The following is a 26,704-nucleotide window of genomic DNA, read 5'->3' on the forward strand; positions in this document are numbered from 1 at the left end:
TTCCACGCCCCCGCCGTCCCCGTCGGCGGTGACCGGCCGGTACGGCGTGGTGAGCACGTTCGACGGTGGCTTCATCGGTGAGGTTCTGCTGGTCAACACCGGCCGGGCGGCGCGGGGCTGGACGGTGCGCGTGGCATTCCCGGGCGGCCGGCTGGTGACCGCCTGGGTGGAGGGTGCGGAGCAGGGGACGTTCACCCTCGTCGGAGGGTCGTCACGTACCGCAGTGGGGTGGACGTGGCCGGCGGCGCGTCGGTGCCGGTGCGGTTCCACATCGAACGGGTCGGTCCCCGTCGGGCGAGTTGCACCGTCGGCGGGTTCGCCTGCGCCGGCTTGTGAGCCGCGAGTGCTGTCGTCCTGCACCCGTGTTTCGCAAGATTACTGCCATGTTGCGACACGGTTTGCAAGGTATTGCAGAATGTTTCGGCGAGGGCTAGCGTGCGGGCGAATCAGGACCAGAGAAAGGCCCGTCGATGAATTCGCCGCCGACATCTCCCAAGGCGCTGCTCGCCCTGGTCACCTCACTCGTGCTCACGCTCGTCGGCGTGCCGGTGATCGTCCACCAGGTCGACACCGCCGGTGCCGCCCGCGCCGCCACGCCCGACGCGTACGCGGCCGGCAACGCCGCCCAGTGGGACCGGGAACCCTCCGCCGAGGCGCTGCTCGCGGCCGGTACGAAGCCGGCCCGGGCCGAGCAGTTCTACTTCGTCCTGCCGGACCGGTTCGCCAACGGCGACCGGCGCAACGACACCGGCGGCCTGACCGGTGACCGGCTCGCCACCGGCCTCGACCCGAAGGACAAGGGCTTCTACCACGGCGGCGACCTCAAGGGCGTCATCGACCGGATGGACTACATCCAAGGACTCGGCACCACCGCCATCTGGCTCGCGCCGATCTTCAAGAACCGCCCGGTGCAGGGCACCGGCGCGGACGTCTCGGCCGGCTACCACGGCTACTGGATCACCGACTTCACCCAGGTGGACCCGCACTTCGGCACCAACGCGGAGCTGAAGCGGCTGGTCGACCTCGCGCACCGGCGTGGCATCAAGGTCTACCTCGACATCATCGTCAACCACACCGCCGACGTCATCCGGTACGCCGAGGACCGCTACGGCTACGTCGACAAGAAGACCGCGCCCTACCGGGACGCGCAGGGGCGCGCCTTCGAGGACCGCAACTACGCCGACGGCACCCGCGCGTTCCCCCGGGTCGACGAGAAGTCGTTCCCGTACACCCCGACGTTCGCCACCCCGGCCGACGCGAAGGTCAAGGTCCCGGCGTGGCTCAACGACCCGACGATGTACCACAACCGCGGTGACTCCACCTTCGCCGGTGAGAACAGCGAGTACGGCGACTTCTTCGGCCTCGACGACCTGTGGACCGAGCGGCCCGAGGTGGTACGCGGCATGACCGACATCTACGCCGAGTGGATCGGCCGGGCCGGCGTCGACGGCTTCCGCCTGGACACCGTCAAGCACACGAACCTCGACTTCTGGCCCCGCTTCGCCCGGGGCGTCGAGACCGCCGCGGCCCGCGCCGGCAAGAAGGACTTCTTCATGTTCGGTGAGGTCTACAGTGCCGAACAGGAGATCCAGTCGACCTACGTGCGGCAGGGCGGCCTGCCGGCCACACTCGACTTCTCCTTCCAGGAGGCCGCGCGCGGCTACGCCACCGCCGGCGGTTCGGCCCGGTCGCTCGCTGACGTCTACGCCAAGGACGACCTGTACGCCGCGCGGAACACCGACGCCAACCGGCTGCCCACCTTCCTCGGCAACCACGACATGGGCCGGATCGGCTCGTTCGTCGCCGCGGCCGGCGGCGACGACGCCGAACAGCTGCGCCGTGCCCGGCTCGCCCACCAGCTGATGTTCCTCACCCGCGGCCAGCCGGTCGTCTACTCCGGCGACGAGCAGGGCTTCACCGGCCCCGGCGGGGACAAGGACGCCAGGCAGGACATGTTCGCCTCCCGGACCCCGGACTACCTGGACGACGACCTGATCGGCACCACCCGCACCCACGCCGTCGACCAGTACGACACCCGCCACCCGCTCTACCGGACCATCGCCGAGCTGGGCCGGCTGCGGGCGGCGCACCCGACGCTGCGCGACGGCGTCCAGGTCACCAGGCACGCGTCCGACGGGCCCGGCGTCTTCGCCTTCTCCCGGGCGCTGCCCACCGACCGGGTCGAGTACCTCGCGGCGGTGAACAACGCCGCCACCGCGCAGACTGTCACCGTGGACACCTGGTCGGCCGGCGCCCGATTCACCCCCGTGTACGGCGACGCCGCCGCCGCGACCGCCGGCGCGGACGGGAAACTGACCCTCACCGTGCCGGCGATGTCCGCCGTCGCGCTGACCGCCGACCGGGCGATCCCGCGGCCCGGCACGGCTCCCCGGATCACACTCACCCAGCCCTCGGACGCTCCGGTCGCCACCCGGACCGCCGTCACCGCCCAGGCCACCGGCGACCCGCTCGCCACCGTCACGTTCGCCGCCCGGGTCGCCGGCGGCAGGTGGACGCTGCTGGGCAGCGCACACCGCGCCCCCTACACCGTGCACCACGACCTGACCGGCCTGCCCGGCGGCACCCGCGTGGAGTACCGGGCGGTGGTCCGCGACGGCAGGGGCCGGACCGCCACCGCCCGCGCCACCGGCACCGTCGGCACCCCGGCCGCCGACGAGTCACGGGACTGGGCGATCGTGCACTACCAGCGCCCGGCCGGCGGGTACGACGACTGGCGGCTCTACGCCTGGGGCGACATCGACCCGGCGTACGTCACCGAATGGCCCGCCGGGCAGCCGTTCGCCGGTGAGGACTCCTACGGCCGGTTCGCCTGGGTGAAGCTCAAGCCGGGCGCGAAGTCGGTGGGCTTCCTCGTGATCGACGCCGACGGGAACAAGGACGTCGCGAACGACCGCACCATCGACGTGACCCGGACCGGCGAGGTCTGGGTGAAGCAGGGTGATCCGCAGCTGTACCCGACGCGGCAGGCCGCCACCGGCGAGCCCGACCCGCCGGTGGACCGGGACACGGCACTGATCCACTGGCGCAAGGCCGACGGGAACTACGCCGGCTGGGGCCTGCACGTGTGGGACGGCGCGGCCGACCCGACCGACTGGGCCACCCCGTTGAAGCCGGAGCGGATCGACGCGTACGGCGCGGTGTTCCGGGTGCCGCTCGCGGCCGGGGCGACCGGGCTGAGCTACATCGTCCACGCCGGTGACCAGAAGGACCAGCCGGACGACCAGCGCCTCGACCTCACCACCGCCGGGCACCAGGTGTGGCTGCTGGCCGGAGTCAAGGGCCGGCTGCTGCCGGCCACCACCTCCGGCCCGGCCCTCGACCTCGACCTCGGCAGGCGGAAGGCACAGTGGATCGACAGGTCCACGATCGCCTGGGAGACCGAACCGACCGACGGCCGGCGGTACGCGCTCGTCACCGCCCCGGCCGGTGGGATCGGCATCGCCGACGGCGAGCTGACCGGCACGTACACCACGCTGCCGTTGCGCGCGCAGCGCAACGGGCTGACCGAGGCGCAGCGGCAGGCGTACCCCCATCTGTGGGCCCAGCACGCGTTCTCGCTCGCGCGTGCCGACCTGGCCAAGGTGCCGGCGGCGCTGCGCGGACAGCTCGTGGTGACCGAACGGGACGCCGGGGGCGCTCTGCTCGCCGCCACCGGCGTGCAGATCCCCGGCGTGCTCGACGACGTGTACGCGGCCGCGACCGGCGCGAAGCTGGGGCCGACGTTCGCCGGGCGGGTGCCTACCCTGGCCGTGTGGGCGCCGACCGCGCGCACCGTGTCGCTGCAACTGTCCGACTCGCCGACCGCGCGGCCCACCACCGTGGCGATGCGCCGCGACGACCGCACCGGCGTCTGGTCGGTGCGCGGCACGAAGGCGTGGACCGGGAAGTACTACCGGTACCGGGTGCAGGCGTGGCAGCCGGCGGCGCAGAAGGTGGTCACCGCCGTGGTGACCGACCCGTACTCGGTGGCGCTCGCGCCCGACTCCACGCACAGCCAGATCCTCGACCTGGGTGATCCGGCGCTCGCCCCGCCCGGCTGGGCGAACCTGCGCAAGCCGGCGGCCCCGCCGCCGTCGAAGGCGCAGATCTCCGAGCTGTCGGTGCGGGACTTCTCCATCGCCGACACCACCGTGCCGGCCGAACGGCGCGGCACCTACCTGGCGTTCACCGACCCCGACACCGCAGGCATGAAGCACCTGCGGGCCCTCGGCGCGGCCGGCGTCAACCACCTGCACCTGCTGCCGGCGTTCGACTTCGCCACCATCCCCGAAAAGCGCGCCGACCAGCGCCGTCCCGCCTGCGACCTGGCGAAGCTGCCGCCGGACTCCGACCAGCAGCAGAAGTGCGTCGCGGCGGTCGCCGCCACCGACGGCTACAACTGGGGGTACGACCCGCTGCACTACACCGTGCCGGAGGGCGGGTACGCCGTCGACCCGACCGGCGCGAAGCGCACCACCGAGTTCCGGCAGATGGTCGCCGGGGTGAACCGGGCCGGCCTGCGGGTGGTCATGGACGTGGTCTACAACCACACCGCGGCCGCCGGCACCGACCCGAAGTCGGTGCTCGACCAGGTGGTGCCCGGCTACTACCACAGGCTGCTGGCCGACGGCAGCGTCGCCGACTCGACCTGCTGCGCCAACACCGCGCCCGAGCACGCCATGATGGGCAAGCTCGTGGTCGACTCGGTGGTCACCTGGGCCAGGGCGTACAAGGTGGACGGTTTCCGGTTCGACCTGATGGGCCACCACCCGAAGGCGAACATCCTGGCGGTGCGGGCCGCGCTGGACAGGCTCACGCTCGCCCGCGACGGGGTGGACGGCCGGAAGATCCTGCTCTACGGCGAGGGCTGGAACTTCGGCGAGGTCGCCGACGACGCCCGGTTCGTGCAGGCCACCCAGGCCAACATGGCCGGCACCGGGATCGGCACGTTCAACGACCGGCTCCGCGACGCGGTACGCGGCGGCGGCCCGTTCGACGCCAACCCCCGGGTGCAGGGCTTCGCCTCCGGGCTGTTCACCGACCCGAACGGCGACGAGGTCAACGGCTCGGCGGCCGAGCAGCGCGCGCGGCTGCTGCACCAGCACGACCTGATCAAGGTGGGGCTGACCGGCAACCTGCGCGACTACACGTTCACCGACTCCGCCGGCCGGCGGGTCACCGGGGCCCAGGTCGACTACAACGGCGCGCGGGCCGGGTACACCGCCGCGCCGGGCGAGGCGGTCACCTACGTCGACGCGCACGACAACGAGATCCTGTACGACGCGCTGGCGTACAAGCTGCCGCAGGGCACCTCGGCGGCGGACCGGGCCCGGATGCAGGTGCTCGCGCTGGCGACCACCGCGCTGGGGCAGGGCGCCGGTTTCGTGACCACCGGATCGGAGCGGCTGCGGTCGAAGTCGCTGGACCGCAACTCGTACGACTCAGGTGACTGGTTCAACCAGATCCGCTGGGACTGCGCGCAGGGCAACGGGTTCGGGGCCGGGCTGCCGCCGGAGGCGGACAACCGGGACAAGTGGCCGTACGCCAAGCCGTTGCTGGCCGACGTGAAGCTGGTGCCGGACTGCGCGGCTATCGAGCTGGCCGACGCCCGGTACGCGGAGTTGCTGCGGATCCGCCGCTCCTCGCCGGTGTTCGGCCTGGACACGGCCGCGCAGGTGCAGCAGCGGGTGTCCTTCCCGCTGTCCGGGGTGGAGGAGACCCCGGGCGTGCTCACCATGACCCTCGACGCGCGCGGGCTGGACGGTACGTGGAAGTCGGTGACCGTCGTCTTCAACGCCACGCCGGGGAAGGCGACGCAGACGGTCACGGGTCTGCGGGGCGCGAACGTGGCGCTGCACCCGGTGCTGCGCGACTCGGCCGACCCGACGTTGCGGACCGCCTCGTTCGACCGGGCGGCCGGCACGTTCACCGTGCCGGCGCGCAGCGTGGCGGTGTTCGTACAGAGCTGAGGCCGACGCGTCGACCGGCCCCCTGCCCGTGCGGCAGGGGACCGGTCGACGCGGCGCGGGTGGCCGTGAGGTCAGTTGAAGCAGTCCTCGACGGTGTTGGCGCAGTTGGTCGGGTCGTTGTCGCTGATCAGGGATTCGTCGTCGAGCTTGACGCGGCCCTCGTTGTTCAGGACGCCACCGGCGACCCGGTGCAGCTTGCTGGAGTCGGTGGCGGTGTTCTTGGTGACGTGGGTCTTGGTCAGGGTGATCTTCGCCTTGTTGTTGAAGATGCCGCCGCCGTTGAGGGCCGTGTTCGCCTTGACGGCGGTGTCGCGGATGGTGAGCGTGGCGTTGTCGTCCTGCTCGCGGTCGCGGGGGGCGAAGCCGTCCTGGATCTTGACGAGCCATTCGCCGCTGAAGATGCCGCCGCCGAAGCGGTTGGCGGTGTTGTCGACGATCAGGCTGTCGGAGATGGTGGCGCTGGCGTGATCGTTGGCGTCCGGGTAGCCCCAGTGCTTGCCGCCGGTGACCACGAGCCCGCCGCCGTCGCCGTCGGCGTGGTTCTTCGCGACGTGGAGCTTGTCGACGTCGAGGTCGGTGTTCTCGACGTAGCTGCCGCCACCGTTCTCGCAGGCGGTGTTGCCGACGATGGCGGTGAAGGAGACGGTGACGGTGCCGCCGCTGCTGAACAGGCCGCCACCGTTCTTGCCGGCGCGGTTGTCCGCCAGGCTGGACCTGCCGCCGTCCTTGCCGTGGTCGGATCCGATGATGTCGACCGTGCCGGCGTCGTCGTGCCGGGCCTTCGGGTCGTGACCTCCCGGGGCGGTGGCGGCCCCGGCGCCGTGGGCGCCGGAGAAGCCGCTGCCGTTGGCGATCCCGCCACCGCTGCCACCGGCGGTGTTGTCGTCGACGTGGGTCTCCTCGACCTTGAGGATGCCCTCGTTGTAGACGCCGCCGCCGTCGCCCTGGGCGTGGTTGTGGACGACCTTGCTGTCATCGAGCCAGGTCCGGCCGTAGTTGGCCAGCGCCCCGCCGTCGCCCTCGGCGTTGTTGTCGGTGAGCTTCACGTTCGACAGGTAGGCGCTGCCGCCGCGCTCGACCAGCAGCGCTCCGCCGTCGCCCTCGGCCCGCTTGTCGGCCCCGCTGCCGCCGTTCATGCCGCCGGCGACCGTCGTGGCGGTCGCTGCCGCGGTGGCGGCGGCCGGCGCCGCGGCAGCCGGTGCGGCTGCCGGCGGGTTGCCGCCGCCGGGGTACTTGAACTCGTTGGCGTTGCCCCCGGAGACGGTGAGGTCCTTGAGGGTGAGGTCGCCGCCGTCGGCGACCCGGAAGATGCGGAAGGTGTCCTCGGCGTCGCGCTTGATGGTGGAGCCGTTGCCCTTGACCGTGACGTCCTGCTTGATCACGGGAAGGGCGGCACCGAACCTGCGGTCCTTGACGCCGAGTTCGTAGGTGCAGTTCTCCGCCAGCTTCAGGACGCCGCCGTGGTCACGGTTGGCCAGTTCGAGGGCGTCGACCAGGGCATCGTCGTCGCAGGCCACCTCGTGGGCCTTGCCGTGGCCGTCCTTGCCGTCGGGGCCCCGCTCCGGACCCCACTCGCCCTTGTCCGGCCCCCACTCGCCGCGGTCACGGCCCTCCTGGCCACGGTCCTTGCCGTCCTTGCCGGGGGCCCACTCGCCGCTCTTGTCGTGCTCGTCACCGGCGCCCTTGTCGGCCCGGTCCTCGTCACCGAGCTGCTGCGTCGTCGACCACTTCACGTCGGCGAGCCGGTGCGGGCCGGTGACCCCGGTGGTGGCGTAGGCGACCCCGGCGAGGCTGACCGCTCCGGTCAGGCCCAGAACGCCGGTGGCGAGCCAGAGCCGGCGACGCCGCAGCGGGGAGATGGACCGGCGGGCGGCGTCATTGTTGTTGCGAAGGTAGTTGGACATCAGAGCTCTCTGCCCTCTCCTTGTACCTGACAAGGCCGCTTCGCCTCGGCGAGGCGGCCTTCACTACAAATCGGTTGTAGCTACTGAAGAAGACCGTATGAGAACCTTCTTCGCTTGGGACCCAGATCCGAAAAAAACCCGCATAAGGGTGCGGGTGGGGCCGGAACGGACAGGAGCGTCGGGCGACCCTCCGCGCGCCAGGGGCGGACGGAGGGCTGCCGGTCGCCCGGCGCTCAGCGGGAACAGCCCTCGACGGTGGCGGCGCAGTCGACGACGCCGCCCCCGTCGCGCGCGGTGTTGGCCAGGATGTCGGTGTCGCGCACGGTCAGGGTGGCGTCGCCGCGCTCCGGACCGCCGCGAGGGGTGGGACCGCCCTCGATCCTGACCAGCCACTCGCCGTGGTGCACGCCGCCGCCGGAGCCGTCGGCGGTGTTGCCGACGATGACGCCGTCGACGATCCGCGCCGTCGTTCCGCCGCTGGTCAGCACCCCGCCGCCGTCGCCGTCCGCGTGGTTCCCCGCGACGTACGCCTCGTCGGCGTCCAGGTCGGTGGCCACGGCGTACAGTCCGCCGCCGTTGCCGCCGGCGGTGTTGCCGGTGATCGCGGTGAAGGAGACCGTCACGAAGCCGCCGCCGCTGGACAGTCCGCCGCCGTTGCCGCCCGCCCGGTTGTCGCTCAGCGTGCTCGGTGAGACGCCCCTGCCCCGGTAGTCGCCGATGATCTCCACCACGCCGCCGCGGCGGTTGGCGATGCCACCGCCGTCGGCGCCGGCGCTGTTGTGGTCGATCCGGGTCCGACGGACGGTGAGCAGGCCCTGGTTGACCACGCCAGCGCCGTCACCCCGGGTGTGGTTGTCGACGACCCAGCTGTCCCGCAGCCAGGTGCGACCGTAGTTGGCCAGGGCGCCGCCGTGGTGCTCGGCGTTGTTGCCGGCCAGGGTGACGCCGGCCAGGCGGGCGGTGCCGCCGCGTTCGACCAGGAGCGCGCCGCCCTCGCCCGCGCCCCGTCCGGCGTTCGGACCGGAGTTCGGGCCGGCCGGGCCGGGGTGGGGGAACCCGCCCGCGTGGCCACCGGAGACGGTGAGGTTCCGGAGGGTGAGGTCGCCGCCGGCGGTGACCCGGAAGAGGCGGAAGGCGTCCTCGGCGTCGCGGGTGATGGTGGAGCCGCTGCCCTCGACGGTGACGTCCTGCCTGATCACGGGCAGAGCGACGCCGGCGGTGGGGTCCTGGGCGCGCAGTTCGTAGGTGCAGTTGTCCGCAAGCCTCAGGGTGCCGCCGTGGTTGCGGTTGGCCAGGGTCAGGGCATCGATCAGCGCGTCGTCGTCGCAGGGCACGACGAAGAGGCGGCCCCCGTCCTCCCTCGCCCCCGGGCCGGCCGTGCCCGGGTCGGGAATCACCTGGTCGCCTCCTGCCGGCCCCTGTTCCTCACCGCCGGCGCGGGTGCCGTCGTCGGTGCGCGGCGCGACGCCGCGGCTGTCCGCCACCTGCTCGGCGCCGCCGGGTGCGTCGTCCCGGGCGGCCAGGCCGCCGAGCGCCGCCAGTCCGACGATGCCTGTCAGCCCGGCCACTCCGGTCGCCACCCGCAGCGCCCGCCGCCTGCTCGGCGGCGCCACCGGCGCCCCGCCGTGAAATGTCGTCGGGTCGTTCGGCATACGCACTCCGCCCTCTCGGTCCCCACCCGCGACCGCGTCGCCGGGCCGGGTGACCAACCGCAAACCGGTGGTAACCCCTGATCGGCAGCGTATGGGAACGATCCCCACGAGAAGGTCGTAACCGAACAAAACCCGCATATCTCCGACGGAGGGTCAACGGTGCGGACCGGGGACGACGGCGACGGGCCCCGGCGCCGACCCGTGGCGAGGGTCGGCACCGGGGCCCGTCGGACACCGGGCGGCTCGGGATCAGCCGGGCAGGCGCGGCCCCGCCTCGCGCTGCTCGGCCAGCCAAGTCTCCACCTCGTCCGCGGCACGCGGTAGACCGGCCGAGAGGTTGACCGGGCCGTCGGCGGTGACCAGGATGTCGTCCTCGATGCGTACGCCGACGCCGCGCAGCTCCTCCGGGACCAACTCGTCCTCCGGCTGGAAGTAGAGACCCGGCTCGACGGTGAGCACGTAGCCCTCGCCCAGCGGCCCCTCCCGGTAGTTCTCCTTGCGCGCGTTCGCGCAGTCGTGCACGTCGATGCCGAGCATGTGGCTGGTGCCGTGCAGCGTCCAGCGGCGGTAGACCGTCGAGGCCGGATCCATCGCCTCGTCCACGCTCACCGGCAGCAGGCCGAGATCCCGCAACGCCTCGGCCAGCACCCGCATCGACGCCAGGTGCACGTCCCGGAACGCCACGCCCGGCCGGCACATCTCGATGCCGGCCTGCTGGGCGGCGTGGACGGCGTCGTAGACCTGGCGCTGCAACGGGTTGAACCGGCCGTCGACCGGCAGCACCCGGGTCACGTCGGCGGTGTAGAGGTTGCGGTTCTCCACACCCATGTCCATCAGCAGCAGGTCACCGGGGCGCGTGGCGCCGTGGTTGTGCACCCAGTGCAGGATCGTGGCGTGTTCGCCGGCCCCCACGATCGAGGCGTAACCGACGTCGTTGCCCTCGTGCCGGGCACGCAGGGCGAAGACGCCCTCCAACAGCCGCTCGGAGACCCCGCGGTCGCGGGGCAGCGCCCGGGCCACGTCCTCGAAGCCGCGTACGGTCGCGTCGCACGCCTCCTGTAGCTGGGCGATCTCCCACTCGTCCTTGACCAGCTTCAGCTCGGAGATCGCGACCGCCAGTTCCCGGTCGCGCCCGGGCCGGCCCTCGGCCCGCCCGCCGCCGTACGGACGCACCGCGGCGTCCACCCGCGCGTCGAACCCGCGCAGCACCCGGGTGCGTGCCGGCGCCAACTCGGCCAGCGCACCGTCCAGCTCGCTCAGGTCGGCGGTGGGCAGACCCAGCTCGGTCGACTTCTCCCGCAGCGTCGGCCGACGGCCCACCCACAGCTCGCCGTGGCGGCTGCGGAAGAACTCGTCGGTCACCCGGGACGAGCGGGGCCGCATGAACAGGGTGGCGTCGCCGCCCGGCCGCAGCACGAGGACGCTGTCCGGCTCCATGTCGCCGGTCAGGTACGCGAAGTCGCTGCCCGGCCGGAACCGGTGCTCGGTGTCGTTGGCGCGTACCTTCTCGTTGCCGGTGGGAATGACGAGCGTCTCGCCCGGGAATGCCTCGGCCAGCGCGGCCCGCCGCTTGGCGTGGTCGGGCGCCTCCGGGCGTGGGCTGACCGGCAGCTCGGTGTCACACCAGCCCTGCCGCATGAACGCCAGGAACGCCTCCGGGAAGTCCGGGTCGTGTGACTCGGTGCCATCCGCCGGCTTGCCCTGCCGCGTCCGCTCCTCGGCCATTGATCCGCCCTTCCTGAGCCTCGTCGCTGTTCCGACGGTACCGCGCGCACGGGAGCGGGAGGTGCCTGCGGTGCCGCGACGGTGGCTTCCGGCGCGTGGAAAGATGGCGGCCATGTGCGGACTCCTGGCCTTCTTCAGCGCGCGCGGCGACGCCGCCGCCCACCGCGACCACATTGCCGGCGCACTGGAGTGCCTGCACCACCGTGGCCCGGACGAGACCGGGGTCGAGGTGGTCGGCGACGCCTCCGGCCGGTACGCGGACGGCGTGTTCGGCCACAAGCGCCTGGCGATCATCGACGTGGCGCTCAGCCACGAGCCGCTTCCCTACGCGGGCGGCCGTTACCTGCTCACCTTCAACGGTGAGATCTACAACTACATCGAGCTGCGGGACGAGCTGGTCCGGGACTACGGCGCCCAGTTCAGCACGAACGGTGACGGCGAGGTGATCGTCGCCGGCTACCACTACTGGGGTGAGCGGGTGCTCACCAAGCTGCGCGGCATGTTCGCGTTCGTCATCTGGGACCGGCAGGAGCGGCGGGCCTTCGGCGCCCGGGACTACTTCGGCATCAAGCCCCTGCACTACCTCCAGACGCAGGACGGGCTCTACCTGGCCTCGGAGAAGAAGGCGCTGCTGCCGTTCGCGCACTCGGCGTACCAGGGCGACGCGGGCATCGACACGGCCAACCTGAGCCACTACCTGACGTTGCAGTACGTCCCGGAGCCCGGCACCCTGCACAAGGGGATCAGCCGGATCGGCTCCGGCGAGTACCTGACCTGGACCCCGGGTGGCCGCATCGAGGTCCGCCGCTGGTACCGGCCGGTGTTCCGCCCGGCCCCGGTCCCCGACGAGCAACGGCTCTACCACGACATCCGGGAGACGCTGCGGGAGAGCGTCCGGATGCACATGCGCTCGGACGTGCCGGTCGGCTCGTTCCTGTCCAGCGGCATCGACTCCACCGCCGTGGTGGCGCTGGCCCGGGAGTTCAACCCGAACATCCTGACCTTCACGGTCGGCTACGACGTGCCCGGCTACTCCGAGATCGACGTGGCCCAGGAGTCGGCCCGCCACCTCGACGTGACCACCATCCCGACCAAGATCGGGCCGCAGGACATGATCGACGCGCTGCCGAAGATCGTCTGGCACCTGGACGACCCGGTCGCCGACCCCGCCCTGGTGCCGCTGTACTTCGTGGCGAAGAAGGCCGCCGAGCACGTCACCGTGGTGCTGTCCGGCGAGGGGGCGGACGAGTTCTTCGGCGGCTACACCATCTACCGGGAGCCGCTGTCGTTGAGCACCGTCAACGGCCTGCCGGACGGTGTGCAGAAGGGTCTGCGGGCGGTGTCCAAGGCCATCCCGCAGGGGGTCAAGGGCAAGAGCTTCCTGGAACGCGGCACCACCCCGATCGAGGAGCGCTACTACGGCAACGCCCGGATGTTCACCGAGGAGGAGAAGCAACACCTGCTGCGTCGCTACGACCCCTCGGTGCGCTACACCGACGTCACCGCGCCGATCTACGCCGAGTGCACCGAGCTGGACGACGTCACCAAGATGCAGTACGTCGACCTCTACACCTGGCTGCGCGGCGACATCCTGGTCAAGGCCGACCGGATCTCGATGGCGCACTCGCTGGAGGTGCGGGTGCCGTTCCTGGACCGGGAGGTGTTCGAGGTCGCCGCCGGCATCCCGGTCGACCTGAAGCTGCCGCCGCGCTCCGAGGCCACCAAGTACGCCATGCGCCAGGCCCTGCAGGGCGTGGTGCCGCCGGCCATCGTCAACCGCAAGAAGCTGGGCTTCCCGACGCCCACCCGGGTCTGGCTGCGCGGTGAGATGTACGAGTGGGCGCGGCACGTGCTGGCCACCTCCGGCGCGGGCGACCTGATCGACCTGTCGTACGCGATGCGCCTGCTCGACGAGCACAAGCGGGAGGAGGCCGACCACTCCCGCAAGGTGTGGACCGTGCTGATCTTCTGCATCTGGCACGCGATCTTCGTGGCGAAGACGCTCGACCCGGGCATCCAGCGCAACCAGTCCGCGCTGCTCACCAAGCCGGTGGTCGGCAGCATGGTCCGCTGACCCGAGCATGGCGAAGGGCCCCCGGGAAACATCCGGGGGCCCTTCGCGGTTCAGTTCGTCGTCACCGGCCGGAGCAGGTGACCGTGGGCAGGGTGTTGGTGCCGGAGTAGTTCGCGGTGAAGCCGAACGTGGTGGTGCCCTCCGGTGGGACGCTGCCGTTGTAGGCGGCGTTGGAGACGCTCACCGACGACCCGCTGCCGCTCAACGTGCCGTTCCACACCTGGTTGATGGTCTGGCCGCTGGGCCAGGTCCAGTTCGCGGTCCAGCCGCTGTACGTCCGGGTGCTGTGATTCATGATCATCACTTCACCCTGGAAGCCGCCGCTCCAGGCACTGACCACCTTGTACACCGCCATGCACGTGCCGGACGGCATGCTCGGGCTCGTCGTCGGCGACGGGGACGTCGGCGGGGGAGTGGTCGGCGGGGGAGTCGTCGGCGCGGGCGTGGTCGGCGCCGGAGTCGTCGGCGCCGGGCTGCCGCCCGAACCGATCCCGGTGACCTCGCCGTTGCCGCCGTCGAACGTCACGTCCGAGCAGCCGAAGAAGTTCTCCTGGCTGTCCGAGCGGACCCAACGCGAGTAGATGATGTGCCGGCCGCTCTTGTTCGTCGGCAGGTTGCCGCTGAAGTAGTAGTGCCCGTCGTTGGTGCCCACCGCGCCGCGCTGCGGCGGGTTGGTCACCTGCAGGAACGGCTGCTCCTCCAGGTCGCTCCAGGCCAGCGGCCGGTTCGGGCTCCAACTGTCCTTGGTGACATAGAAGTAGAACGTGCCCGGGTGGTGCGCCCAGTTGCTGTAGCGGTACTCGATGGACCGGCCGGCCGTCAGGTGGGTGACCGGCCAGTCGGTGCGCGCCGCGTCGTAACCGCTGAAGTTCGGGTTGCCACCGCTGCACAGCTTGCCGTCCGGGATGAACCCGACGGTGCGTCCACCGGCGTCGGAGCGCAGCACGCTGAACCAGTTGTAGAGCGAGTTCGCGCCGTTCTCGGCGACCGCCGAGGAGCACGCGGGGTTGTTCGGCCGGATCTCACCGGTGCCGGTGAGGCCGTCCTTCCAACACAGGTAGGTGCGGGCGCCCGGCGTCATGGCCGCGCCGTGCGCAGCCGCCGGGTCGGAGCTGGTGGCCAGGGCGAACGCGCCCATGGCCAGGGTGGCGGCCGCGGTGAGCAACGCGGCCATACGGGATCGGTGCACGGGATCTCCTGACTGGCGGGAGCGTGACCAGGGTGCGGCCCGCCCCGCTGCGACGAGCGGATGCGACGATCGCGGTGCCCGCGCCCGGCGGCCGGCGTGCGGCCGGTGCCGTCGATGGGCGTGCACCACTCACGGTCCGTGCCACGGACCGTCGGTGCCCTCGCGTCGGCTCGACCCGGCGACCGGCGGCGCGGCAGCCCCCGCACCGTTGCCCGGCATCGCCATCCCACCACGTACGGCTCCACCCCGCAATAGGTCTCGCTCGATGTCCGGGTCGCCGCGCGCCGCGCCGCCGGCATGGGCCAGGATCGGGGAGGACGACGAGGGGAGCCCGATGGGGTACGCGGTGGTGCTCGGCGAGGCGCTCATCGACCTGCTCGACGCCGAACAGGACGGGGAACCTGTCTATCGGCAGGCGGTCGGCGGCGGACCGCTCAACGTGGCGGTGGCCGTCGCCCGGCTCGGCGGCGACGTGCAGTTCGTCGGATCGCTCGGCGACGACGCGCTGGCCGGGCGCATCCGCGCCTTCCTCGCCGACGCCGGAGTGGGCCTGACCGGGGCGGTCACCGCGTCGGCGCCGACCGCGCTGGCGGTGGCCACCTTCGCCGGCCCGGAACCGGACTTCCGCTTCTACGGCGAACCCCGCTCGTACGCCCTGCTCGGCCCGGACGACCTGGACGTGCCGCTGGTCGAGGGCGCGGACGTGCTCTACTGCGGCTCGATCGTGCTGCTCGACCCGCCGACGCTTGCCGCCGCCCGGCGCGCCTGGTCGGTCGCCGGCGGGCTGCGGGTGTTCGACCCGAACGTGCGCCCCCGCCTGCTCACCGCGCCCGGCGCGCTGGACCGGCTGCGGACCGTGGTTGCCGAGTTCGCCGCCGGGGCGCACCTGGTCAAGCTCAGCGGCGCGGACGCCCGGGTGCTCTACCCGGACGAGCCGGTCGAGGGCGTCGCCGCGTACCTGCGGGAGTTGGGCGCGGCCACGGTCGTGGTCACGCTCGGCGCGGACGGCGCCCTGGTCGCCGCCGCCCACGAGGTGGCACACGTGCCGGCGCCGACGGTGGACGCGGTGGACGCCACCGGCGCGGGTGACTCGGTGATGGGCGCGCTGGTGGCTGACCTGCTAACCGACGGCGAACCGACCGACCCCTCCGGCTGGCGGGACCGGGTGGCGTTCGCGCTGCGGGTGGCCGCCGTGGTCTGCGAGTCCCCGGGCGGCGCCACCGCCATGCCCACCCGCGCCGCCGTCACCACCCGCTTCAGGTGAAGGAAGGCCACTGTTGACGCGTCCGGTAGTGGAAGGCCCCCTTTTAACACCGGGGCAGCCGCGCGGGGCGGCGGAGCTCAGGGGCGGCGGGTCAGGGTCAGCACGGCGGTGACGGACAGGAGCGCGGAGGCGGCGAGCACGATGGCCATCGGCGCGGCGCTGCCCTCGCCACCCAGCCCGACCAGCGGTGCGGCGAGCGCGCCGATGACCGACTGGATGCCACCCATGAGCGCGGCGGCGGTGCCGGCGTGGCGGGCGTGCGCGTCCAGCGCCAGCGCGGTGCTGTTCGGCGTCACCATGCCCAGCGCGCCGACGAAGGCGAACAGCGCCACCGCGGTCAGGGCGAGGCTGCCGGCGAGCGCGCCGGTCAGCACACCGGCCGCGGTGACCAGGCCGACCGCGAGAGCGATGACCAGCAGCCGGCGGGGGTGGAACCGGTCGAGCAGCCGGGCGTTCAGTTGTCCGACCGTGACCAGGGCGAGCGCGTTGACGCCGAAGATGACGCTGAACACGGTCGCGGTGACGCCGAAGACGTCCTGGAACACGAACGACGAACCGGAGATGTAGGCGAACAGCCCGGCGAAGGCGAAGCCCTGGGTCAACGCGTACCCGAGGTAGGCCCGGTCGGCGATCAGCGAGCGCATGGTGCGGACGGTGCCCGCCAGGCCGGCGGTGCTGCGGCGCTCGACCGGCAGCGTCTCCGGCAGGCGCCACGCGACCGCGACGGCGAGCAGCGCCCCGATGACGGCCAGGGTGAGGAAGATGGTCCGCCAGGAGCCGAAGCGCAGCACCAGGCTGCCGACGCCGGGCGCGGCCACCGGCGCGATGCCGAAGACCAGGATGAGCCGGGAGAAGTACTTCGCGGCGTCCCGGCCGGCATAGAGGTCGCGGACCACGGCGCGGGCGACCACCACGCCCATGCCGCCGGCCATGCCCTGCAGCAACCGCAGGGCGGCAAGCAGCGGGGCGTTCGGCGCCGCCGCGCACGCCAGCGCCAGCACGGTGTACGCGATGACGCCGATCAGCGCCGGCCGGCGGCGCCCCCAGCGGTCGCTGAGCGGGCCGGTGACCAGTTGACCCAGCGCCAGGCCGATCAGGCAGGTGGTCAGCGACAGTTGGATGCCGGCCTGATCGGCGCCGAGGTCGCGGGTCATGGCGGGGAACGCCGGCAGGTACATGTCCAGCGACAGCGGGCCGACCGCGGTGAGCGTGCCCAGGAGCAACAGCAGGGTGATGCCCCCGGTGGGGGCGGGGGAGTGGACGGCTGTCGGGCGGACGGCCGCCGGCACGGCTCTGCTCACGGGAAGGGACCCCCTGATCTTGGTACGTTCCGGTACCTTACCTCTGTACCCAGAACTATTGAGAGGTGAGGGCGGGCATCGTGGCGACGGACGAGCAGGTCGCGCGGTTCGGGGCGGCCCTGGGGCAGGTGCACCGCCTCCTGCGCCGCCGCACCGGCGCGCGCGTGCAGCGGGACCCGCTGCCCGAGGCACAGGCGGAACTGCTCCTGCTCGTGCGGGCCGCGCCCGGCATCAGCGGCAAGGAGGTGGCGCGGCGGCTCGACGCCGCGCCCAACACGGTGAGCACACTGGTCCGCGACCTCACCGACGCCGGGCTGCTGGCCCGCGAGCGCGACCCGGCCGACCGCCGGGTGGTCCGGCTGCACGTCACCGAGGCCGCCCGGACCCGGATGGCCGACTACGAGGCCCATCGCGCCGCGCTGCTCGCCGAGGCCCTGGCCGAGCTGACCCCGACGGCTCGGACCGCGATCCTGGCCGCCGCCGGGCACTTCGACGCGCTGCGTGACGCGCTGCGCGAATGCGCCCGACCCGACCCGCCCGTCCCGCCCGACCGCGACGGGCGGGACGGGCGGAAACTCGATGGCGTCGAGCCGGCCCCGACCCGATGATCACCGGATGACCCTGCACGAGGACGAGATCCCGGTGGACGAGGGTGTCGTCCGGGCGCTGCTGGTCGACCAGTGCCCCGAGTGGGCGGCGCTGCCGTTGACACCGGCCGGCGCCGGGACCGACAACACGATGTACCGCCTCGGCTCCGACCTGCTCGTCCGGGTGCCCCGGACCGCGGACAAGGCCGGCTCACTGCGCAAGGAACAGCAGTGGCTGCCCCGGCTCGCGCCGCTGCTGCCCTACGCGGTGCCGGAACCGCTCCACGCCGGCACGCCGGCCGCCGCCTTCCCGCTGCCGTGGTCGGTGCTGCGGTGGATCCACGGCGACGAGGTCCGGCCGGACACCGTCCAGGACTGGGCCACCCTCGGCACCGACCTGGCGACGTTCGTACGGCGGCTGCATGCCACAGACCTGCTCGGCGCGACCCGGACGGGCACCCTGAGCGGATACCGCGGTGGCAGCCTGCACCCCTGCGACAGTTGGATCGCCCCGGCGCTCGACGACTGCCGGAGCAGGATCGGTGACGAGATCGACGTCGACACCCTTCAGCGGCTGTGGCGAGCCGCCCTGACCCTGCCCGAACCCGCCGGGCCGCACGTCTGGCTGCACGGCGATCTCAAGCCCACCAACCTGCTGGCGCGCGACGGTCGGCTGCACGCGGTCATCGACTTCGGCGGCCTCGCCGTCGGATCCCCGGACGCCGAACACGCCCCGATCTGGGACCTTCCGCCCCCGGCCCGGCACGCCTACCGCGAGGCACTCGGCCTGGACGACGTGACCTGGGCGCGGGCCCGCGCCTGGGCGCTCGGCGTGGCGGCCAGCGGCGTCTCCTACTACTGGGACACCTTCCCGGCGTTCGTCGCGGAGTGCCGCCACCGCCTCCGGGCGATCCTGGCGGACACCCAGGCCGGCTGAGCCGTCGGTGCCGCCGCGTTCGGGCGGTCGGCTCGGGCCGTGCCGTCGAGTTCGGCCCAGGCGGTCGGCTCAGGCCGTGCCGTCGAGTTCGGCGTAGCCACGGCGGGCCGCGACCAGACCTGGCCGGGCGCCGAACGGCGACTCGGCGGCCACCCGCTCCGCCGGTGCGCCGCCGGTGTGGCCGGCCCGGATCTGCCACGCCTGCCGGGCCAGCTGCCCGTGCTGCTCCCGGACGAAGTCCGCGTCGACCGGGTCGCCGTGACCGGGCACCACCACGCTGCCCGGCGTGGTCAGTCGCAGCAGGTCGGCCAGCGCGTCCGGCCACCGCAGCGGGTACGAGTCCTCGAACGCCGGCGGCCCGCTCTGCTCCACCAGGTCACCGGCGACCAGCACGTCCGCGTCCGGCACGTGCACCACCAGGTCGGCGTCGGTGTGCCCGGGCCCGGGATGGCGCAGCAGCACCCGCCGCCCGCCCACGTCCAGCACCGTCTCCTCGACCACCCCGTGCGTGGGCGCCCGCACCTCGGTACGCGCCAACTCCTCGGCGAGCGCCGGCTGTCCGGTGCGCATCTCCTCGTACGCGGCCCGGCGTACCGCGTCCGGCCGGTCCCGCAACGCCACCACGGCCCGCACGTGCGCGTAGACGGCGGTGTCCGGGCCGGCCAGCGTGGCGTTGCCGAAGCAGTGGTCGAAGTGGTGGTGGGTGTTGACGATCGTCCACGGGTGCGGCGTCACCGCCCGCGCGGCGGCGGCCAGCCCAGCCGCCTGCCCGGCGGTGGAGAGCGTGTCGACCAGCAGCGCCGCGCCGTCGCCGACCACCAGCACGACGTTCACCGCCAGCAGCGGCTCGCGCAGCACGTGCACCCCGGCGGCGACCTCGGTGAACCCGGCGGTCATGACGGGCCGACGGCCCGCTCGACGAAACGCTGCCGGTCCACCAGTGCCCGCTCGACACGCCCCTGCGCGGCCACCGTGGGCCCGTCGGTGACCGTCACCTCGAAGACCAGTCGCCGGCCGTCGACCTTGACCAGCTCGGCGTGGGCGGCCACGGTGCGGCCCACCGGGGTGGCCGCCCGGTGTTCCAGCTCGACGCGGACCCCGACGGTCGTGGACCCGGGCGGCAGCCGGGTCGCGGTGGCGGCCACCGTGGCCGCCTCGACCAGCGCCAGCACCCGGGGGGTGCCGAGCACCGGCACGTCCCCGGAGCCCATCGCCCGGGCGGTGTCCGCGTCGGTCACGGTCAGTTCGACCCGGGCGGTCAGGCCCGGCGTGACGGGCCGGTCCGGCTGCTCCTGCATGCGGCCGAGCCTAGTGCAGCAGGCGTCGGACCGTCCGGCGTCCGCGTTGCCCGCACCGGCCCGACGGTCGGGGTCGGCGCGTTCGTCGGCCGCCGTTAACCTTGTCCGCGATGGCCGAGCTGACACATTCCCCGCCCCCCGCCCCTGCCGCGCAGCCACCCGCGTCGCCCGACGGCGGGCGACGTCGTGTGATCGCGATGACGATCTGGGGTGTCGCCTTCGTGGCCGCCTGGCTTCTCATCGGGCTGCCGACCGACCCGGCGTACGCGTTCCTGTGGATCTGGGCGGGCACCGTCGCCTGGAACTCGGCCCGCCCGTGGCGCAGCCACCTGCTCTTCGCCCGGGACTGGATCCCGGTGGTGCTGCTGCTCGCCGCGTACAACCTGTCGCGCGGGTTCGCCGACAACGGCGCCACCCCGCACGCCACGGAGTTGATCGTCGCCGACCGGTTCCTGACCGGGTGGCTCACCGGCGGCGAGGTGCCCACGATCTGGCTCCAGGAGCGCCTCTACGACCCGGCCCAGGTGCGTTGGTGGGACGTGCTGGTGAGCTGGATCTACTTCTCCCACTTCGTGGCGACGTTCGCCGCCGCCGCGGTGCTGTGGATGCGCAACCGGCGACGCTGGATCTCGTACATGGCCCGGTGGGGTTTCCTGTGCGCGGCCGGGCTGGTCACCTACTTCCTCTACCCGGCGGCGCCGCCGTGGTGGGCGGCACAGAACGGGCTGCTCACCGAGGTGGCGCGGATCTCCACCCGGGGGTGGAAGGAGGTCGGCATGCACGGCGCGGGCAACCTGCTCAACGCCGGGCAGATCGCCTCCAACCCGGTGGCCGCGATGCCGTCGCTGCACACCGCGTTCGCGCTGTTCGTGGTGCTGTTCTTCCTGCGCTCGGTGCGCAGGCGCTGGTGGCCGCTGATGTTGGCCTACCCGCTGGCCATGACGTTCACGCTGATGTACAGCGGCGAGCACTACCTGATCGATGTGCTTGTCGGCTGGGCTTACGTGGGCGTGACGTTCCTGGTCGTCGGCCTGCTGGAGCGCTGGTGGGCGGCCCGGCGGGCGCAGCGCGCGCAGGAGCCGGCCGTCGCGGCGGCCACCGACCCCGCCACCGGCGACCCCGTCGGTGACGCGGGTGGCCCGGCTGTGGGCGATCGGGACGCGGGGGATCGGGACGTCGTACCGGCGGACCGCCGCTGACCGGGACCGCTCAGCGGCCGTCCGTCTGCCGTGCCGCCTGCGCCCGCGCGGTCAGCTCCGCGGCCAGTTCCCAGGCGTCGGCCAGGTCCCGGTCCACCGCCACCGCCCCGGACCCACCGGCGGTGTCCGTGTGCACGGTGGCCAGCCGCAGCAGCCGCTGCGCCGGCCCCTGGACCACCCGCACGCTCTGGATGCGGGCGTACGGCACCAGCGTCACCCGACGGGTCAGCAGCCCGGAACGGGCCACGAAGACCCGTTCGTCGAGGCCCGCGCCGACCACCGCCCGGCTCAGCGGGCGCAGCCAACGGGCCCGGGACGGCGGTGGCGTGCCGGGCAGCGCGTCCAGCCGCACGCCGGGCAGCACCTCGGCCACGACCAGGTGGCCGGTGTCCGCGTCACCGACCGGCAGCAGCCGGTCCGGGCGGTTGCGGTCGTCCGGCTCGCCGGCCGAGTAGCCGGCCACCTCCAGCCGCAGCCGCAGCCAACCCTTCATCCGCCAGAGCAGCGGCCACGTCGCCTGTACCGTCTGCACCCGGTGCAGCGGCACGGTCTGCACGCGCGTCTCCAGCAGGCCGTTTCGCACCCGCAGCGTGTCGTCGTCCCGGTCGAGCCGGAAGCTCCAGTCGTCGAGCACCCGGCGGACCGGTTGCAGCAGCACCCCGGCCATCGCGGTCAACGTGCTCGCCACGGCGATGAACGACCACGAGCCCGCGGAGAGGAACTGCGCCACCACGAACGCCAGACCCACCGGCAGCAGGAAAGCCTGTGGGGTGAGCAGCTGGCTGACCAGGAGATCCTGGTTGCGTACCGCGTGCAGCAGACGCCCGGTGGGCGTGGGCGCGACCGCGGTGTCGTCGGCCCCGGCCGTCGGGGGCGTCGGGGCGCGACCGGCCACGGCGAGCAGGCGCTGCCGCAGCGCGGTGGCCTCGGCCACGCTCAGGTAGGCCAGCGGCGCCTCGGTCTTGCCCCCGCCGACCACCTCCAACCGCAGCTCGGCCAGGCCGGTGAGCTGGGCCAGCAGCGGACGGACCACCTCCACCGCCTGCAACCGTTCCAGGGGGATGGCACGGGTACGCCGCCACAGCAGGCCCTCGTACACGCGCAGTTCCCGCCCCACCACGTGGTAGCCGGTGTTCCACCAGCTCACCACCGACAGCACGGTGGCGGCGAGGACGAAGACCGTGACCAGCGCGGCGAACCAGCCGAACCCGACCCGGGACAGCGTCGACCAGGACAGCCCGGCGATCACCACGACAAGCGACTTCGCCCCGTGCAGCGCCGGACTCAGCGGATGCAGCCGCTGCCGCGGCTCCTCGCCACCGGGCGGGCCGGTGACCGGGCCCCACATTCCCGGGTACGGCGGCGGGGGCCCCGGCGGTGGAGCGCCGGGGTCCGGCTCGCTCCGCGCGTTCACAGGCCCTCCGCCCGGTCCTCGCCCAGGGTGGTGAGCCGGTCGCGCAACCGGGACGCCTCGGCCGGTCGCAGGCCGGGCACCCGGGCGTCGCTGGCCGCCGCCGCGGTGTGCAACTGCACGGTGGCCAGGTCGAAGGCGCGCTCCAGCGGGCCGGCGCTCACGTCGACGAACTGCATCCGGGAGTACGGCACGATGGACAACCGCCGCACCAGCAACCCGTGCCGGACGAGCAGGTCGTCGTCGCGTTCGGCGTACCCCCAGGCGCGGACCGCGCGCACGATGGTGACCGACCGGAAGGTGGCCAGCAGCAGCGTCGCGCCGACCGCGGCGCCGAGCAGCCAGTGCCCGATCAGCGCCCAGGCCACACCGAGCACCGCCACGGTCACCGCCACCGTGATGCCGAGCCGGATCAGCTCGACCCAGATCAGGTCACGGGAGATCGGCTGCCAGCGCACGGTGTCCGGCCAGGGGCGCAGCGGGTCCGGCGGGGGGCCCGCGAGCCTGTCACCGGTCACCGGGGGGACCCGCCGTGTTCACCGACGGTGCGTGCTCGGTTCGTCTGCGCGCTCACGGTCCGAGCGTAGGCGATCCGGGCAGCGGCACCACCTCACGCAGGAAGCCGCGTGCGTCGAGGAAGTCGCCGAGGGTCCCGCGGTGCTCGGGACAGGCCAGCCAGATCTTGCGCCGGTCGGGCGCGTGCAGTCGGGGGTTGTGCCAGCGGAGTTGGTACACCGCGGGCGCGCGACACCCACGCGCTGAGCAGATCAGCGCGTCGTCGGGTTCGGTGGGACTGGTCATCGGGGCGAGTCTAGGCATCGCACGCCGGGAGCTTTAGCGCCGGGCGGCCACGGGGGGAGCCGCCCGGCGACGGGATGAATCGTACACACGCCGGACCCCTTGTTGTCCACCCGTGTCCAGCGTTTTCCGCGGCGCCGGACGGCGCGGCGAAAATCGTGCCTCTCCCACCCTCGCCTCTCAGCAAGGCATGACAGTCTTGATACCGCACCACGCCGACGACGACCCAGCTGTGGAGGACCGGTGGCCCAGCCGACCACACCCGACGTGCCGAACCCGAGCGAGGGGACGCCGGACGCGCCACCCCCGGGGGCGACCACCCCGGCGCAGGACGCCACGCTTGTGGAGCGGGCACTGTTCGAGATCAAACGGGTGATCGTCGGCCAGGACCGGATGGTCGAGCGGATGTTCGTCGCGCTCCTGGCGCGGGGGCACTGCCTGCTGGAAGGCGTGCCCGGCGTGGCGAAGACGCTTGCCGTGGAGACCCTCGCCCGGGTCGTCGGCGGCTCGTTCGCCCGGGTCCAGTTCACCCCGGACCTGGTGCCCGCGGACATCATGGGCACCCGGATCTACCGGCAGTCCAGCGAGAAGTTCGACGTCGAGCTGGGCCCGGTCTTCGTCAACTTCCTGCTCGCCGACGAGATCAACCGGGCGCCGGCCAAGGTGCAGTCGGCGTTGCTGGAGGTGATGAGCGAGCGGCAGGTCTCCATCGGTGGGGAGAGCCACCGGGTGCCCGACCCGTTCCTGGTGATGGCCACCCAGAACCCGATCGAGCAGGAGGGCGTCTACCCCCTGCCCGAGGCGCAGCGGGACCGGTTCCTGATGAAGATCGTGGTGGGCTACCCGACCGACGCCGAGGAGCGGGAGATCGTCTACCGGATGGGCGTGGCCGCGCCCGAGCCGGCCCGGGTGTTCGACACCCCCGAGCTGATCGCCCTGCAACGCAAGGCCGACCAGGTCTTCGTGCACAACGCGCTCGTCGACTACGCGGTCCGGCTGGTGCTGGCCACCCGCGCCCCGGCCGAGCACGGCATGCCCGACGTGGCCCAGCTCATCCAGTACGGCGCCAGCCCGCGCGCCTCGCTCGGCCTGGTCCGGGCCACCCGCGCGCTGGCGCTGCTGCGGGGCCGGGACTACGCCCTGCCGCAGGACGTGCAGGACATCGCGCCGGACATCCTGCGGCACCGTCTGGTGCTCAGCTACGACGCGCTCGCCGACGACGTCCCGGCCGACCACATCGTGCACCGGGTGATGTCGACAATTCCGCTGCCCGCGGTCGCGCCCCGCCAGCAGGCCACCCCGCCACCGCCGGCCGTGCCGCACCACGGGTGGCCCGGGCAGCGCCCGTGAGCCCGCCCGGCCGGCTGCCGGCCACCGGTGAGCGTTCCGGTGCGGTCCTGGCCCGGCTCCAGCTCATGGTCACCCGCAAACTGGACGGGCTGCTCCAGGGCGACTACGCCGGGCTGCTGCCCGGCCCGGGCAGCGAGGCGGGCGAGTCCCGCGAGTACCGGCCCGGCGACGACGTACGCCGGATGGACTGGCCGGTGACCGCCCGCACCACCACGCCGCACGTGCGGCGTACGGTGGCCGACCGGGAACTGGAGACGTGGTTGGCCGTCGACATGTCGGCCAGCCTCGACTTCGGCACCGGGCGGTGGCTCAAGCGGGACGTCGCGGTCGCCGCCGTCGCCGCGCTGGCCCACCTGACCGTGCGGGGCGGCAACCGGATCGGCGCGGTGGTCGGCACCGGCGCGTCCGCGGGCGCGCCGGGCGCGGTGCACCGGCTGCCCGCCCGGTCCGGCCGCAAGGAGGCGCAGGCGCTGCTGCGGGCGGTGGCCGGCACCGAGATCCGGCCGGGTCGCAGCGACCTCGGCGCGCTTGTCGACATGCTCAACCGGCCGCCCCGGCGGCGCGGTGTGGCGGTGGTGATCTCCGATTTCCTGTCGCCACCGTCGCAGTGGGGCCGGCCACTGCGTAAGCTGCGGGTCCGCCACGACGTGTTGGCCGTCGAGGTGGTCGATCCGCGGGAACTGGAACTGCCCGACGTGGGGGTGCTGCCGGTGGTGGACCCGGAGACCGGGGAGCTGCACGAGGTGCAGACCGCCGACCCGGGGCTGCGCCGCCGGTACGCCGAGGCGGCGGCCGCCCAGCGCGCGGCGATCGCCGCCGAGCTGCGCACCGCCGGCGCGGCCCACCTGCGCCTGCACACCGACCGAGACTGGCTGCTGGACATGGTGCGTTTCGTGGCCGCGCAGCGGCACGCCCGTACCCGAGGGACGACCCGATGATCCGTTTCATGCAACCGTGGTGGCTGCTGGCCGTGCTGCCGGTGCTCGCCCTGGCCGGCGCGTACGTCTGGCGGCAGCTGCACCGCCGGCAGTACGCGCTGCGCTTCACCAACGTCGACCTGCTGCGCACCGTCGCGCCCAAGGGGCTGGGGTGGCGGCGGCACGTGGCGGCCACCGCGTTCCTGCTCTGCCTGTTGGTGCTGGCCACCGGCCTGGCCCGGCCGGCGATCGACACCCGGGAGCCGCTGGAGCGGGCGACCGTGATGCTCGCCATCGACGTGTCGCTGTCCATGCAGGCCGACGACGTCGCCCCGAACCGGCTGGAGGCGGCGCAGGACGCCGCCAAGCAGTTCGTCAGCGAGCTGCCGGAGAGTTACAACGTGGGGTTGGTGTCGTTCGCCAAGTCGGCGAACGTGCTGGTGCCACCGACCAAGGACCGGTCCGCGGTGACCACCGCCATCGGCGGGCTGGTGCTGGCCGAGGCGACCGCCACCGGCGAGGCGGTCTTCACCTGTCTGGAAGCGATCCGGACGGTCCCGGCCGACGGCGCCGCCGGCATCCCGCCGGCCCGGATCGTGTTGCTCTCCGACGGCTACCGCACCTCGGGCCGGTCGGTGGAGGAGGCGGCCGCGGCGGCGCAGGCGGCGAACGTGCCGGTGTCCACGATCGCGTTCGGCACCGACTCCGGGCAGGTCGACATCGGCGGCCAACTCCAGCGGGTGCCGGTGGACCGTTCGGCACTGTCCCAGCTCGCCGAGACCACGCAGGGCTTCTTCTACGAGGCCGCGTCGGCCACCGAGCTGAAGCAGGTCTACCAGGACATGGGCAGCTCGATCGGTTATCGGACCGAGCCGCGCGAGATCACCCAGTGGTACGCGGGCATCGCGTTGCTCCTGGCGCTGTGCGCCGGCGGGCTGAGTCTGCTGTGGACGTCCCGGCTGGTCTGAGAGGCGACCGGCCCGGCCCGTCGGTCCAGGCCGGCGGCGGTTCAGTGACCGCCGCTGGCCAGGACGAACAGGACCGCCACCCAGACGGCGGCGAGGGTGAAGCCCAGGGGGGCGACGTAACGGCTCATGGTTGCGCTCCGCGGCGACGGTCGGCCCGGTGG

The 26,704-nt window shown here is 73.0% G+C and carries 19 protein-coding genes; 9 read left to right on the top strand and 10 right to left on the bottom strand.

What is annotated here, in order from left to right; all coding sequences use genetic code 11:
* Nucleotides 1-470 precede the first annotated feature (470 nt).
* Complete coding sequence (pulA, locus tag ACLQ2X_RS20165; RefSeq protein WP_425682606.1) at nucleotides 471-5,969, top strand: pullulanase-type alpha-1,6-glucosidase; 5,499 nt, start codon at nucleotides 471-473, stop codon at nucleotides 5,967-5,969.
* A gap of 71 nt (nucleotides 5,970-6,040) precedes the next feature.
* Here pulA and ACLQ2X_RS20170 read toward each other — a convergent pair whose 3' ends face one another.
* The 3 genes from ACLQ2X_RS20170 to ACLQ2X_RS20180 form a co-directional block, all read right to left on the bottom strand.
* The gene (locus ACLQ2X_RS20170; protein WP_425682607.1) at nucleotides 6,041-7,873 is read right to left on the bottom strand and encodes a hypothetical protein; all 1,833 of its coding nucleotides are present in this window, start codon (nucleotides 7,871-7,873) and stop codon (nucleotides 6,041-6,043) included.
* A gap of 233 nt (nucleotides 7,874-8,106) precedes the next feature.
* Nucleotides 8,107-9,525, bottom strand: coding sequence for a hypothetical protein (locus ACLQ2X_RS20175; RefSeq protein WP_425682608.1), 1,419 nt, complete (start codon nucleotides 9,523-9,525; stop codon nucleotides 8,107-8,109).
* Nucleotides 9,526-9,774: 249 nt separating this feature from the next.
* Nucleotides 9,775-11,250 (bottom strand): aminopeptidase P family protein, encoded by a 1,476-nt coding sequence (locus ACLQ2X_RS20180; RefSeq protein ID WP_425682609.1) that lies wholly within the window; start codon nucleotides 11,248-11,250, stop codon nucleotides 9,775-9,777.
* Between the two features lie 112 nt (nucleotides 11,251-11,362).
* Between ACLQ2X_RS20180 and asnB the strand changes: the two genes are divergently transcribed.
* Entirely contained in the window at nucleotides 11,363-13,324 is a 1,962-nt protein-coding gene (gene asnB, locus ACLQ2X_RS20185; RefSeq protein WP_425682610.1) for an asparagine synthase (glutamine-hydrolyzing), read from the top strand.
* A gap of 61 nt (nucleotides 13,325-13,385) precedes the next feature.
* Here the strand turns inward: asnB and ACLQ2X_RS20190 are convergent, their stop codons facing one another.
* Nucleotides 13,386-14,498 carry a lytic polysaccharide monooxygenase auxiliary activity family 9 protein gene (locus ACLQ2X_RS20190; RefSeq protein WP_425682682.1) on the bottom strand — a complete coding sequence of 371 codons (1,113 nt, stop codon included), beginning with the start codon at nucleotides 14,496-14,498 and terminating at the stop codon, nucleotides 13,386-13,388.
* Nucleotides 14,499-14,847: 349 nt separating this feature from the next.
* Here ACLQ2X_RS20190 and ACLQ2X_RS20195 point away from each other — a divergent pair, with 349 nt between their 5' ends.
* Nucleotides 14,848-15,777: a carbohydrate kinase family protein gene (locus tag ACLQ2X_RS20195; RefSeq protein ID WP_425682683.1), complete on the top strand. Its 930-nt coding sequence runs from the start codon at nucleotides 14,848-14,850 to the stop codon at nucleotides 15,775-15,777.
* 77 nt (nucleotides 15,778-15,854) lie between these two features.
* On the opposite strand, the gene ACLQ2X_RS20200 is transcribed toward ACLQ2X_RS20195, so the two are convergent.
* Nucleotides 15,855-17,078, bottom strand: a complete 1,224-nt coding sequence (locus ACLQ2X_RS20200; protein ID WP_425682611.1) for a multidrug effflux MFS transporter — start codon at nucleotides 17,076-17,078, stop codon at nucleotides 15,855-15,857.
* Between the two features lie 80 nt (nucleotides 17,079-17,158).
* Between ACLQ2X_RS20200 and ACLQ2X_RS20205 the strand changes: the two genes are divergently transcribed.
* Together ACLQ2X_RS20205 and ACLQ2X_RS20210 are read left to right on the top strand one after the other, a co-directional pair.
* On the top strand, nucleotides 17,159-17,686 hold the full coding sequence (locus ACLQ2X_RS20205) for a MarR family winged helix-turn-helix transcriptional regulator (protein ID WP_425682684.1): 528 nt from the start codon (nucleotides 17,159-17,161) through the stop codon (nucleotides 17,684-17,686).
* A gap of 7 nt (nucleotides 17,687-17,693) precedes the next feature.
* A complete protein-coding gene (locus ACLQ2X_RS20210) occupies nucleotides 17,694-18,602 on the top strand; it encodes an aminoglycoside phosphotransferase family protein (protein ID WP_425682612.1) in 909 nt (302 codons plus the stop codon).
* 69 nt (nucleotides 18,603-18,671) lie between these two features.
* Here ACLQ2X_RS20210 and ACLQ2X_RS20215 read toward each other — a convergent pair whose 3' ends face one another.
* Both ACLQ2X_RS20215 and ACLQ2X_RS20220 read right to left on the bottom strand, forming a co-directional pair.
* Entirely contained in the window at nucleotides 18,672-19,499 is an 828-nt protein-coding gene (locus ACLQ2X_RS20215; RefSeq protein ID WP_425682613.1) for an MBL fold metallo-hydrolase, read from the bottom strand.
* Entirely contained in the window at nucleotides 19,496-19,900 is a 405-nt protein-coding gene (locus ACLQ2X_RS20220; RefSeq protein WP_425682614.1) for a thioesterase family protein, read from the bottom strand. The genes ACLQ2X_RS20215 and ACLQ2X_RS20220 overlap by 4 nt, the downstream gene beginning before the upstream one ends.
* Before the next feature lie 110 nt (nucleotides 19,901-20,010).
* On the opposite strand from ACLQ2X_RS20220, the gene ACLQ2X_RS20225 reads away from it, so the two are divergent.
* Nucleotides 20,011-21,099, top strand: a complete 1,089-nt coding sequence (locus ACLQ2X_RS20225; RefSeq protein WP_425682615.1) for a phosphatase PAP2 family protein — start codon at nucleotides 20,011-20,013, stop codon at nucleotides 21,097-21,099.
* A gap of 10 nt (nucleotides 21,100-21,109) precedes the next feature.
* Here ACLQ2X_RS20225 and ACLQ2X_RS20230 read toward each other — a convergent pair whose 3' ends face one another.
* The 3 genes from ACLQ2X_RS20230 to ACLQ2X_RS20240 form a co-directional block, all read right to left on the bottom strand.
* Nucleotides 21,110-22,447, bottom strand: coding sequence for a PH domain-containing protein (locus tag ACLQ2X_RS20230; protein ID WP_425682685.1), 1,338 nt, complete (start codon nucleotides 22,445-22,447; stop codon nucleotides 21,110-21,112).
* Between the two features lie 62 nt (nucleotides 22,448-22,509).
* Nucleotides 22,510-23,028, bottom strand: a complete 519-nt coding sequence (locus ACLQ2X_RS20235) for a PH domain-containing protein (protein ID WP_425682616.1) — start codon at nucleotides 23,026-23,028, stop codon at nucleotides 22,510-22,512.
* Between the two features lie 52 nt (nucleotides 23,029-23,080).
* Complete coding sequence (locus ACLQ2X_RS20240) at nucleotides 23,081-23,311, bottom strand: hypothetical protein (RefSeq protein ID WP_425682617.1); 231 nt, start codon at nucleotides 23,309-23,311, stop codon at nucleotides 23,081-23,083.
* A 240-nt stretch (nucleotides 23,312-23,551) separates the two neighbouring features.
* Here ACLQ2X_RS20240 and ACLQ2X_RS20245 point away from each other — a divergent pair, with 240 nt between their 5' ends.
* Genes ACLQ2X_RS20245 through ACLQ2X_RS20255 form a run of 3 tightly spaced genes read left to right on the top strand, consistent with a single transcriptional unit; the run spans nucleotide 23,552 to nucleotide 26,543 of the window.
* Nucleotides 23,552-24,658, top strand: coding sequence for an AAA family ATPase (locus ACLQ2X_RS20245; protein WP_425682618.1), 1,107 nt, complete (start codon nucleotides 23,552-23,554; stop codon nucleotides 24,656-24,658).
* Nucleotides 24,637-25,596, top strand: a complete 960-nt coding sequence (locus tag ACLQ2X_RS20250; protein ID WP_425682619.1) for a DUF58 domain-containing protein — start codon at nucleotides 24,637-24,639, stop codon at nucleotides 25,594-25,596. The genes ACLQ2X_RS20245 and ACLQ2X_RS20250 overlap by 22 nt, the downstream gene beginning before the upstream one ends.
* A complete protein-coding gene (locus tag ACLQ2X_RS20255) occupies nucleotides 25,593-26,543 on the top strand; it encodes a VWA domain-containing protein (RefSeq protein ID WP_425682620.1) in 951 nt (316 codons plus the stop codon). The genes ACLQ2X_RS20250 and ACLQ2X_RS20255 overlap by 4 nt, the downstream gene beginning before the upstream one ends.
* Nucleotides 26,544-26,704 lie beyond the last annotated feature (161 nt).

The organism is Micromonospora sp. DT31 (genome assembly GCF_049841795.1).
GTDB lineage: Bacteria > Actinomycetota > Actinomycetes > Mycobacteriales > Micromonosporaceae > Micromonospora.